The sequence below is a fragment of the Streptomyces sp. NPDC030021 genome (assembly GCF_055574035.1).
Genome location: NZ_JBVIAH010000025.1, coordinates 108076 through 119323, shown reverse-complemented (window position 1 = coordinate 119323; position 11248 = coordinate 108076). Strand labels below are relative to the sequence as shown.

Sequence of the window (11248 nt, the reverse complement as noted above, 5' to 3'; positions counted from 1 at the left end):
GTACGACACGGCGGTCGTCCCCGCCCACCGCGGCCACGGCCTGGGCCTGTGGGTCAAAGCCGCCATGGTGCGCCGGCTGCACGCCGAGCATCCCGACGTCACCGAGATCGAGACGGACAACGCCGACGACAACGTCCACATGCTGGCCGTCAACCACCGCCTGGGCTTCCGCTCCTACCGGCGCACCCGCGAGTTCCAGCTCGACGTGCCCACGCCCTGACCGCCGTACCCGCGCCCCTACCCGTACCTGAATCCGTACCGCATCCGCATCCGCACACGTATCGAAGAAGCGAGAACCGCTTGCGTCACCTGACCTGCTACATCACCGCCACCCTCGACCGGGCCGCCCAGCGGTTCGACACCCTCGCCGTCAAGCGCCGCCCCGTCGTCATCGTCGGGTCCGGCATCCCCCTGTTCGAGCGCTCCGGCCCATCCGCGAACCCCGCCCGGACCAGCATGCGAACCATCGACCCCGGCCTCACCATCACCCACTTCTCCAGGGGGCTGTCATGAACGTCTCCACCTCCACCCTCTCCCTCACCGTCGCTGCCCCGAGCACTCCATCAACCGTGAGCAGGTCTGGACGGTCACCGCGGGCGCGCTGGAGGTGACCTGCCTCGGCCGTACGGAGAAGGTCACGGCCGGCCAGACCCTGATCCTGCCTCCGGGCCACCTCCGCCGGATCCACGCCCCGGAACAGGCCGAGGCCCACGTCGCGATGCGTGCCGACGGGGTCGCCTCCGTTCCCGGCACCGGGGGCACCCGTGAACTGCCCTGGGCTCGGTAGCGCTCCCACTGCCTCCGCCGCCTCAACTCCAGGCGGCTGTAACACCATTCGATACCCGGGCCATACCCTCAGGACGGTCGGACCGGCCAAGAAATTATGCAAAAAAGGAGATTCACGAAGTGCGTGTGCTGTTGTCAACGTATGGGTCGCGCGGGGACGTCGAGCCGCTGGTGGGGCTCGCAGTGCGGTTGCGGGAACTCGGCGCGGAGGTGCGGGTGTGCGCGCCGCCGGACGAGGACTTCGCGGAGCGGCTGGCCGGGGTCGGCGTGTCCGTGGTGGGCGTCGGGAAGTCGGCACGCGCGCTGACGACCGCAGCTCCGCCGCCGTCGAAGGGCAATCTGCCGCAGCGGGCGGCCGAACTGATCGCCAGTCAGTGGCAGGTGATGCCCGCGGCGGCAGAGGGGTGCGACGTGCTGGTGGCAACGGGGGCGATGCCGGCCATCGCCGGTGCGCGGTCGGTGGCCGAGAAGCTGGGCATCGGCTACGTGTCCGCGATCTTCCAGCAGCTGACCCTGCCTTCGCCGCAACGCCCGCCGCTGGCATACCCCGGGCGGCCGTTCCCGCCGGAGGTGACCGACAACCGGGCACTGTGGGAGCTGGACGCCCAGAGCATCAACGCGCTGTTCGGTGAGGCGCTGAACACCAGCCGGGCGTCGATCGGCCTGCCCCCGGTGGACAACGTCCGCGACTACGCCTTCGGCGACCGGCCGTGGCTGGCGACGGACCCGGTGCTGGACCCATGGCTGGAGACGCCGGACCTCGACGTCGTACAGACCGGCGCGTGGGTGCTGCCCGACGAGCGGCCGCTCCCGGCGGAGCTGGTGGCCTTCCTGGACGCCGGCGCGCCGCCCGTGTACGTGGGGTTCGGCAGTATGGCCGTGCGGGCGGGTGAGGAGGCGGCCCGGGTGGCCATCGAGGCGGTCCGCTCGATGGGCCGCCGGGTCCTCGTCGGGCGTGGCTGGGCGGAGCTGGGCCTCATAGACGACCGGGACGACTGCTTCGCCGTCGGCGAGGTCAACCATCAGCAGTTGTTCGGCCGAGTGGCTGCCGTCGTGCACCACGGGGGTGCGGGTACGACGACGACGGCCGCCCGGGCCGGCGCTCCGCAGGTGGTGGTGCCCCAGTTGGCGGACCAGCCGTACTGGGGCGCCCGGGTGGCCGAGCTGGGCATCGGCGTGGCCCACGACGGCCCGACCCCGACCTTCGAGACCCTGTCGGCCGCGCTCAGGACGGCCCTGGACCCCGAAGTCGGCAGCCGGGCGAAGGCCGTGGCCGCCACGGTCCGCACCGACGGGGCGATGCTGGCGGCAAGGCTGCTCCTCGACACCGTCGGCTGAGGAAGCCGGGACGGGCCCGCGCGTTCGCAGCGGCTGCACGGGTACCGGAACAGCCTCGGCTTCCTCTGCCTGGTCCTGCGCCGAACATCGGAGTGATCGCGCCGGGCGGCCGGCCGGCCCATATCGTCCCACCGGCACCCGCCGGCGTCGCTCACCCGGTCGATCGTGCGAGGAACTTGTCGATCGCCGTGGCGACTTCCGGGTGGGCGAGGTACTCCTCGATGCTGTGGGCCCGGTCGCTCGCGTTCACCACGGCGTGCTCCTCCGTCAGTTTGCCCCAGACGGGCTCCAGCGGGCAGCCGATGGCCACCGCGTCGGTCGGGCACCAGACGTTGACCCACGCGTCGACGGTCCCGGGGCGGTCGGTGCCGGGCGGGGCGAGCCGGCTGTTGACCGCGTTCATCCCCAGGGGGCTGCCTGCGGTGACGAGGAGAGTGACCTTCATGCCCGGGGGAAGCCGGTTGGCGACGAGGTCCATGCCGACCACCGTGCCCAGGCTGTGGGTCACCAGGACCAACTCGCCGTCGTGCGGGATCTCCTCGAACACACGGTCCAGGACGGCCTTGCGGACCGCCTGATCACCGAGGTAGGCGTCCACGTCACGGAAGATGGTCGCGATGGCCAGCGCATCCACGTCGGTCTTGGCCGCCAGCCAGCTCAGGGCGCCCTGGAGGGATCCGACGAGCGTGCTGCCGAGGTTCTCCGTGGCCGCCTGCCCGTCCTGCGGCATGCCGGCCAGGACCGCCGCCTCGATGACGAGCTGCTCGTACGTCCCCTCCTCGGACTCGGCGGCGAAGGCCTCCACCGCCGCCACGGCGGGCGAGTCGGCGTAGGAGGCGGGGAGCGCCTCGTGCTGCCCGATGACTTCGACGATCCGGTCGCCGTAGTACGGGAACCACACGTCCGCCGGGTCGACGGTGGGGAGCCCGGCGCGGGTGAGGCCGTGGTTGAGTCCCCCGGTCCAGCCGCGGCGGAGCAGCTCGGGGTCCTTGCCCTGCTGGCTCCGGCCGTGCAGGAAGACCAGGTGCCGCCGGCCGCCGAAGGCGTCCTTCGGTGCGCGCAGGCCGACGTGGGTCCCGGCAGCCGCGGGGCCCGGGACGGCGGCGGCCGCGGCGGCCTCCTGCGGGGTGGGGGCCGGGGTCACGGCCGGCGCGACCGGTGTCTCCACCGGGCCGGCGGCGTCCTGCCCGAGCCCGGATTCGGGACCCATCTCCGCCAGCAGCGCACGCCGCTGGGGATCCAGCGGCAGTGTGGCGAGGTGCTTGAGGATCGAGCTGGTGCGGGCGCCTTCGTTCGAGACGTAGTCGACGGTGCCGTCGCTGTCGACGCCGCTGCGCCAGATCTGGCCGTCCTTGCGCAGGATGCGGCCCTGGGTGTCCGTGTTCGGCACGCCCATGTGGTGCAGCGCCACGACCTCCCACTGGTCGTTGAAGACCGGGGACCCGGAATTGCCGGGCTCGGTGTCGGTCCGGTAGTGGAGGAAGTCGTCCAGCCGCTGTACGAGGGCGTTGTCGCGGAGGGCGATCTCCTTGAGTCGGCCCATGGGGTGGCCGATGACGTTCACCGGTTCGTTCTGGACCAGTTTGCCCTGCTGGTTGCTGAGCTGGTTCCATCCGAATCTCGCGCCTGCGGGGCTGCCGTCGGCGGCGGGTTCGACCGCCACCAGCGCGTAGTCGAGATGCTCGTCCGCCGTGAAGAACGTATCGGGGCCGCATGCGAACCGGATCGCGGCGTCGGGTGCGTTGTCGATGGTGACCTGGGCGTTGAACTCCAGGAAGCAGCGCCGTGCCGTCTCCGCGTCCGGCAGCACGTGGTGGTTGGTGAGCAGCAGCCGGGGGGAGACCAGGAATCCGGTGCCGTGCGGCCGTTCGAGGCCGTTGCGGAGGATCGAGATCCGGGCGACGGTGGCGGCCGCGCGGGCACCCCGGGGCAGGAAGCTCCACGGCTGGAGATCGTTGGTGAGACCGATGACCCGCTCCAGGGTTTCGGGCAAGTCCAGCGCCTCCGCGTGGACGCTGTCCACGGCAGCGGCCGGAGGGACCCCGCCCCGTTCGAGCAGCCGGTTGACCCGGGAGGCGATCCGCTCCGGGGTGTCCGGGTACAGCACCCCGGCTGCGAGTTTCGCCTCGATCTCCTGCCGCTCCGCGGAAGCCTCGCGATACCGCCGCGCCGCCGCGGTCCGTTGTTCCTGCTCTTCCCGGGATTCATCGGATGGGAGCATGTCACTCACCGTTCTGTTCCTGAGGGTCTGCCGACGGGTTCACCGACGGATTGCCGACGGGTGTGCCGACGCCCTCCAGAAGGCGGACATGCGCCTCGGTGCCGCAACAACAACGGATGCCGCCACGACTCCGCCAAGCGGAGCGATGCGCGCGCACCGTTCCCGGTCCCTGGGGCGACGGTGCTCCGGCACGGAAGATTCCGGGGCGCTGCGCCGGACGGGTGGGGACGGGGTGCCTGCACCGTGGTGCTCCACGGCCCTGGGATCACTCCGCCGTTCCCCGAGGCGTTCGCCTGTCTGCCCCGCTCCGCACGACAGCGGCGCCGAGCTGGGGCAGCGTCGTGAGGAGTGCACGGAAGAAATCCCCTCCGGGAAGAGGCTCGCATGGACGAGGTCGAACAGTACGAGCGCTACGCCGGCGGCAGCCCGGAGGCCGAGCGGCTGGTCTTCGAGCGGCTGGCGCGTGAGCTCCTGCGGGTGCAGCTCAAGGTGAAGAGGCGCAGCGGCGCAGCCGCCGTCGACCGGACCTTCCACGCCAAGGCGGTCCTCGGCGTGGAGAACGCCCGGCTGAGGTTCCGCGAGGACCTTCCGGAGGCACTGCGGGCGGGTTTCGCCCTGCCCGGAGCCGAGTACCCGGTCACGGTCCGGCTGTCCAACGCGAGCGGGGTCCGTCAGCCCGACTTCGCGCCCGATCTGCGCGGGGCGGCGCTGCGCGTCGAGGTGGGCCCCGGTGAGACCCACGATCTGCTGATGACGAGCTTCCCGGTCTCCCACGCCCGCGACGCGCGTGAGTTCGTCGCCTTCGCCAAGGCCATGGCAGGCGCCGACTCGCGGCTGCGCAAGGGGTACGCCCTGTTCCTCAAGCTGCCCCTGGCGGTCGGCTGGCCCACGGCCACCCGGATGCGGCGCAACATCGTCGCGGGAACCAGGCGCACGGTACGCAGTCTGGCGCTGGAGACGTACTGGAGCCGCGGCGCGATCCTGTGGGGCGACCGCGGACCGGTGCGTTACCAGCTGCGGCCCGCCGCGGACGCCCCGCCGGCCCCGGAGGCGTCGCGCACCGATCCCGACTACCTGCGGCGCGAACTCTCCCAGCGGCTGCGTCGGACGGACGTCGTCTTCGAGCTGTGCGTGCAGCGCTACGTGGACGCCCGGCGCACGCCCGTCGAGGACGGTGCGGCCGAGTGGAAGGAAGGTGACGCACCCCTCCTGCCGGTGGCCACGCTGACCGTCCCGCGCCAGGACATCCACACCGCCGAGGCCCGCGCCGGCGCGGCGCGGGTCGACCTGCTGGCGTTCAACCCGTGGCACACCTCGGAGGGGTTCCGCCCCCTGGGCAACCTCAACCGTGCCCGCAAGGCCGCCTACGAGGCCGGCAGCGCCCACCGGCTGGGCCGGCGCTTCCTGACCGTCGAGCCGCGGCGCAACACCCTGCTCGGTGCACCGCTGCGGGCCGGCTTCCGCACGGTCAACCGCTTCGTCCCGTGGCACCGGCTGCCCACCCCGCTCGGCCTGCTCAACCTGATGGCCTTCCGGCAGACGCTGCGGCGGCACAACCTCATCGACACCGAGGTCCACGAGGCGCCGCCCGAGGCCGGTCCGGTGGAGGCACCGCCCGACGAGGAGCTGCTGGTCAGGCGCAGTTACGACGGCTCGTACAACGATCTGTCGGCGCCGCGGATGGGCGCGGTCGGGGCGACGTTCGGCCGCACCATGCCGCCGGTCTACCGCCCGGACCGGTTCGACACGCCCAACCCGGTCACCGTGAGCCGGGAACTGCTCCGGCGTGAGGCGTTCATCCCCGCGACCTCGCTGAACATCATCGCCGCCGCGTGGATCCAGTTCCAGGTGCACGACTGGGTCAAGCACAAGAGGCTTCCGGTGGCCACCCGGAGCGTCGAGGTGCCGCTGCCACCCGGCGACACCTGGCAGAACACCCCGGGCGGACCGCGCGAGGCGGTGATGCGCTTCGGCGCGGACGAGGCGGTGCCCACGCCCGGCGACGGACGGCCGCCGATCGTGTTCGCCAGCGACGTGTCGCACTGGTGGGACGGTTCGGAGGTCTACGGCGGTGACCGGTCCGCCGCGATGGCGCTGCGTGAGCCCGACGGCGGCGCCGGCCTGCGGCTGGAGGAGGGACACCTGCCGAACGGCTCGAACGGCTTCCCGCGCACCGGGTTCACGGACAACTGGTGGCTCGGCCTCAGCGCCATGCACACCCTTTTCGCCCGTGAGCACAACGCGGTGTGCCAAGCCCTGCGGCACGAGTATCCGCGCATGGACGAGGACCGGGTCTACCACACGGCCCGGCTGGTCGTGTCCGCCCTGATCGCGAAGATCCACACGGTCGAGTGGACCCCCGCGATCCTCGCCACCAAGACGCTCGACATCGGCATGAAGACCAACTGGCAGGGACCGCCGAAGAACTGGCTCGACCAGCTGGGCGTCTGGCTGCTGGAGGCGAACGGGCGGCAGGGCATCCCGAAGACCCTGCCCGACCACCACGGCGCCCCGTACTCCCTCACGGAGGAGTTCGTCACCGTCTACCGGATGCACCCGCTGATGCCCGACGACTACGAGCTCGTGGACCACCGGTTCGGCCGCCGGCTCGACACCCTGGACTTCACCGCCCTCCAGGGCGCCGCGACGGAGCCGCTCATCCGCAAGACCGGGCTGGTGAACACCTTGTACTCGCTGGGCATCGCCCACCCGGGGGCGATCACCCTGCACAACTTCCCGCGCGCCCTGCAGGCGTTCCAGCGGGACGGGGAGGTGATCGACCTCTCCGTGGTCGACCTGGTGCGCACCCGGCGCCGCGGCGTCCCGCGCTACAACGACTTCCGGGCCGGCCTGCACAAGCCGCGGATCCGGCACTTCGAGGACCTCTCCTCCGATCCGGAGACGGTCGCACGGCTGCGGGACGTCTACCGCTCGGTGGACGACATCGACACCATGGTGGGGCTGTTCGCCGAGAATCCGCCCGCGGGCTTCGGCTTCAGCGACACCGCCTTCCGCGTGTTCATCCTGATGGCCAGCAGACGCCTGCAGAGCGACCGTTTCCTCACGGTCGACTTCCGGCCCGAGGTCTACACGCCGCTGGGCATGGACTGGATCGAGCGGGGCGGCATGTCGAGCGTCATCCTGCGGCACTGCCCCGAGCTGGCGGGCATCCTGCCGCGCGGGGCCAGCGCCTTCGCACCCTGGCGCCCGGTCGCGCCGGTCCGGAACGGCAGCGGCCGCGGCTGAGCGGGAGAGGGCCATGTCCACATCCGAGAACGCGGGCCACCCCGGCCTGGAGGACCTGCTGTCCCGTCCCCTGTGGCAGACGCTCTTCGAGCGGCGCACCCACCGGGTCAGCAGGGGCGCGTCCGTACCGGCCGGATCGATGAGCTACGACTCCCCGCACCGGCCGCAGCCGCTGGGCGAGCTGGAGGAGGCGGTGCTCATCGCCCTCACCGGCTCCTCGGGCCTCACCATGCCCGACCGGCCTTTCGAGGATCCCCGCGACCACCAGCCGATCATGGCCAAGCCGAACCTGAACATGACGGGCCGGACCGCGGGCAGCCCCGACAACGCGCAGGCCACCCACTTCTTCATGATCAACGACACGGGCACGTACTACCTGAGGAAGCTGCCGCCCGCCCCGGACCGTGCCTTCGGCCCCGACACGCTGATCGAACGCGCACGCCTGTCGAAGGTGCGGGTGCTGGACCACCGCCTGGACGTCGCCGCGGGGATGCGCGACTTCCCTGCGTACCTGGACTCCAACCGGTTCCTGTCCAACCTCCCGGGCACCACCCTCTTCCTGCCGGTGGTCGACCTCTCCCACCAGTACATCAACGCACTGATGTACCTGCTCACCCAGCCTGAGGGGGCCCGGCCCACCCTCGTCGACGACCGCAACTTCTACCGCCCGGCCGGGGTACGGAAGTGGGTGCGCAGCGGCTTCCTCAACCCCGCCGTCAAGCTGCCGCTCGGTTCCCTGGGGCCGATGCGCACCCAGATCGAGGCCGACCTGCTGCTGCAGAACATGATGCTGGCCGCGGACGCCATGGGACTCGGCGCCTGGATCCACGCGTCGATCAGCCCCCAGATCATGCTGGGCGACCCGAAGTTCTCGCGTGCGTACGGCCGCATGCTGGGCTTCGACTTCGCCACGCCGCGGTTCCGCCCCGCCGACATCCTGCGCTGGCAGGTACCGCTGCCGAAGTACGCCGGGCTGCGCTCCCACCCGGTGGGACTGCGGGCCGGCGGGGAACACCTCATCAAGAGCGCCTGCCCGCCCAACTACCCGTCGATGCACGAAGCCGTGGACGCCGTCGTCCGCGCCAAGTTCGGGGAGCGGGGCATCTACACCGACAAGGACCTCTTCGCCCGCATCTACAAGGACGACTACGCACAGCGGTACCTCACCGAGGCCAGTGAGTACGACCGCCAGGTGGTCGAATGCGCGCGGGACGTCTGCGTGTACATCCACGAGACCCACGGGCGCTTCCCGGCACACACCGACGCCATCCACGTACCGGGCATCTGGCTGCAGGCCCACCACGTCGAGTCCGAGTACTACGAGCGCTTCTTCCGGAACGGCCTGACCGACGCCCACCGCCGGCACGCCGTGCGCTGGGACGGACGAGGCGACGAGGCTACGGGGCCATGAGGGAGATCCGGTGAGAGTCTACGAGGCCATCGTCAAGGGGCTGGAAGGCATCGGCGTGCGGGCGGCCTTCGGCGGTGCCGGGGAGAACGCGGCCGGTCTGATGCTGGCGCTGAAGCATTCGCAGCTGATCCGGCCGATCATCACCCGGCACGAGCAGGCCGCGTCGTTCATGGCCTGCGGATACGCCATGTACACCGAACAACTGGGCTTCTGCTTCGCGACCGCCGGGCCGGGCGCGTTCAACCTGTTCTCGGGGCTGGCCGTGGCCATGTCCGATTCCTATCCGGTCCTCGCGGTCTCCGGGTACGCGAACATGCAGTGGCGCGGATGGGGCTCGCTCAACGAGACGTCGGGGCTGAACCGCACGCCCGATTCCCAGGCCATGTTCGCGGCCACGACCAAGAAGTCCTTCCTGCTCACCGACATCGCCGACACCTGCGACGTCCTCGAGGAAGCGGTCAACACCGCGTTCGAGGGAAGGCCCGGTCCCGTGCACATCCACGTGCCCGAGGACCTGACCCACCGCGGTGTCGAGGTGACGGACTTCCGCCCGCTCAGGCTCGACGTACGGCCGGTGCTGCCGGACCCGGCACGGGTGGCGGAGATCGCGGCGGTCCTGGCGGACGCCCTGGCGCGGCGCAAGCGGATCGTGGCGCTCGTCGGCTTCGGTGCGGTGCGCAGCGGGGCGGGCCCGGAGGTCCAGCGGCTGATCGAGCGGTTCCAGATCCCGCTGCTCACCACCTTGGACGGCAAGGGCATCGTGTCGGAGGGGCACCCGCTCGCGGTGGGCGTCTTCGCCGACAGCGGCCATTCCAGTGCGTGGAAGGCCTTCCGTGAGGCCGACGTCGTGCTGTGCGTGGGCAATTCCCTCAACCAGCACGCCACGTTCAACTACCGCGCGGACCTGTTCGAGAACAAGCTGCTCATCCATGTGAACATCTCCGAGGGCGAGTTCCACAAGGCCTACCGGCCCGACCACACCCTGTTGTCCGACGCGCGCCCCGCCGTCGCCGCCCTGGCCGACGAGCTGGAGCGGCTGGTCGGTGAGGTACCGGCGGTCGAGGTCGACGGCCGGGACTACGAGGCCCGCAGGATCCACCACCTTCCGGGGAAGATCCACCCCGGCGAACTCGCGCAGTCGATCGGGCGCATGCTGCCGCCCGGGGGTGTGCTGCTCGCGGACGCGGGCGCCCATCTCGCGTGGCTCGGGTACTACGTGGAGCTCGAACAGGGGCAGAACTTCCGCAAGGCGGGCTCCTTCGGGCCGATGGCCGGGCACGTCAACGGAGCCATCGGCCTGAAGGTCGCCCACCCGGACCGGACCGTCGTCGTCGGGTGCGGCGACGGATGCTACTCGCTGTCCGGGTTCGAGCTGATGACCGCCGTCGAGCACGAGATCCCCGTCATCTGGGTCATCTTCAACGACGGGGAGTTCAAGCTGATCAAGCTCTTCCAGCTGGTCACGTACGCCGAATCCGGTCTGGTCGAGTTCCGGAACCCGGACTTCGCCGCGTACGCCCGCGCGTGCGGCGCGGACGGGTACCGGGTGGAGACGCTGGAGGAGTTCGAGGAGGCGTTCCGCTCGGCCCTGGCCTCCGGCCGGCCCTCGCTCATCGACGCGAGGATCACGCGCTGGGCCGTGCCGCACTACAGCCCGTCGCCGGACGGCGTGATCGACGGTCTCGTCGAGACCGTCGAAGCACGTTTCCGGGACTGACGGCACGCCAGGGGTGTCCTGCCGGTCAGGCCGGGCTCGGGGGCGCCTACGATGCCGGTATGGATCAGCAGGCGAGGCGCGCGATGAGGCCCCTCGTGCTGCGCTCCCACCTCCTGCTGGTCCTGGCCGTGCTGGTGGGCCTCGTGGCCATGCACGGCCTGGGGCCAGGCACCGTTGCGGCCTCCGCCGCCGCACCCGGGTGCGCGGCCGCCCACGGGACGGCCGTCGCGCACGGCATGCCTGCCGCCGGCGAGCACGCGATGCGGCACGACCCCGCCGTGCGGGCCGGTGAACCGGGCGGCGACGGAAGCGGCGGACACACCCAGCACGCGGACGCGACCTGCGCCGCCACGGGTACGTCGGGCGCCCCCGTCCTGCCCTCCCCGGCCGCCGCCCCGAGCGGCGTCGCGGCCGTCCCGGTCCTCGGTGCCGGGATCGGCGTGAGCGGTGCGGTCGGCGGACGCGCGCCACCGTCCCTGAGTGAATTGCAACTCCTGCGCATATAGGGCGGCCCGAGCACTCGGACCGG

Annotated in this window: 8 protein-coding genes and 1 pseudogene; 8 read left to right on the top strand and 1 reads right to left on the bottom strand. The window is 71.4% G+C overall.

Going from position 1 to position 11248, the window contains the following annotated elements; genetic code table 11:
* The 4 genes and pseudogenes from ACZ4YL_RS35450 to ACZ4YL_RS35435 form a co-directional block, all read left to right on the top strand.
* A partial coding sequence (locus tag ACZ4YL_RS35450) for a GNAT family N-acetyltransferase (protein ID WP_468122040.1) occupies window positions 1-220 on the top strand: 220 nt, incomplete at its 5' end.
* Between the two features lie 80 nt (window positions 221-300).
* Window positions 301-513 carry a hypothetical protein gene (locus tag ACZ4YL_RS35445; protein ID WP_468122039.1) on the top strand — a complete coding sequence of 71 codons (213 nt, stop codon included), beginning with the start codon at window positions 301-303 and terminating at the stop codon, window positions 511-513.
* 34 nt (window positions 514-547) lie between these two features.
* A pseudogene (locus ACZ4YL_RS35440) lies at window positions 548-787 on the top strand (cupin domain-containing protein); the annotation flags it as partial.
* Between the two features lie 119 nt (window positions 788-906).
* Entirely contained in the window at window positions 907-2124 is a 1218-nt protein-coding gene (locus ACZ4YL_RS35435) for a glycosyltransferase (RefSeq protein ID WP_468122037.1), read from the top strand.
* Between the two features lie 151 nt (window positions 2125-2275).
* Here ACZ4YL_RS35435 and ACZ4YL_RS35430 read toward each other — a convergent pair whose 3' ends face one another.
* Window positions 2276-4345, bottom strand: a complete 2070-nt coding sequence (locus ACZ4YL_RS35430; protein ID WP_468122035.1) for a trypsin-like serine peptidase — start codon at window positions 4343-4345, stop codon at window positions 2276-2278.
* A 384-nt stretch (window positions 4346-4729) separates the two neighbouring features.
* Here ACZ4YL_RS35430 and ACZ4YL_RS35425 point away from each other — a divergent pair, with 384 nt between their 5' ends.
* From ACZ4YL_RS35425 to ACZ4YL_RS35410, 4 genes are read left to right on the top strand one after another with little or no spacing between them, the layout of a single operon-like run.
* Window positions 4730-7591: a peroxidase family protein gene (locus ACZ4YL_RS35425; RefSeq protein WP_468122033.1), complete on the top strand. Its 2862-nt coding sequence runs from the start codon at window positions 4730-4732 to the stop codon at window positions 7589-7591.
* 13 nt (window positions 7592-7604) lie between these two features.
* On the top strand, window positions 7605-9002 hold the full coding sequence (locus tag ACZ4YL_RS35420; protein ID WP_468122031.1) for a hypothetical protein: 1398 nt from the start codon (window positions 7605-7607) through the stop codon (window positions 9000-9002).
* A gap of 10 nt (window positions 9003-9012) precedes the next feature.
* Window positions 9013-10719: a thiamine pyrophosphate-binding protein gene (locus ACZ4YL_RS35415; protein WP_468122030.1), complete on the top strand. Its 1707-nt coding sequence runs from the start codon at window positions 9013-9015 to the stop codon at window positions 10717-10719.
* A 59-nt stretch (window positions 10720-10778) separates the two neighbouring features.
* Window positions 10779-11225, top strand: a complete 447-nt coding sequence (locus tag ACZ4YL_RS35410; protein WP_468122028.1) for a DUF6153 family protein — start codon at window positions 10779-10781, stop codon at window positions 11223-11225.
* The last annotated feature ends 23 nt before the right edge of the window (window positions 11226-11248 follow it).

Bases quoted from the DNA above. Each gene is read 5' to 3' on its own strand.
- ACZ4YL_RS35430 (WP_468122035.1), bottom strand. From the start codon at position 4,345: ATGCTCCCATCCGATGAATCCCGGGAAGAGCAGGAACAACGGACCGCG.
- ACZ4YL_RS35425 (WP_468122033.1), top strand. From the start codon at position 4,730: ATGGACGAGGTCGAACAGTACGAGCGCTACGCCGGCGGCAGCCCGGAG.
- ACZ4YL_RS35420 (WP_468122031.1), top strand. From the start codon at position 7,605: ATGTCCACATCCGAGAACGCGGGCCACCCCGGCCTGGAGGACCTGCTG.
- ACZ4YL_RS35410 (WP_468122028.1), top strand. From the start codon at position 10,779: ATGGATCAGCAGGCGAGGCGCGCGATGAGGCCCCTCGTGCTGCGCTCC.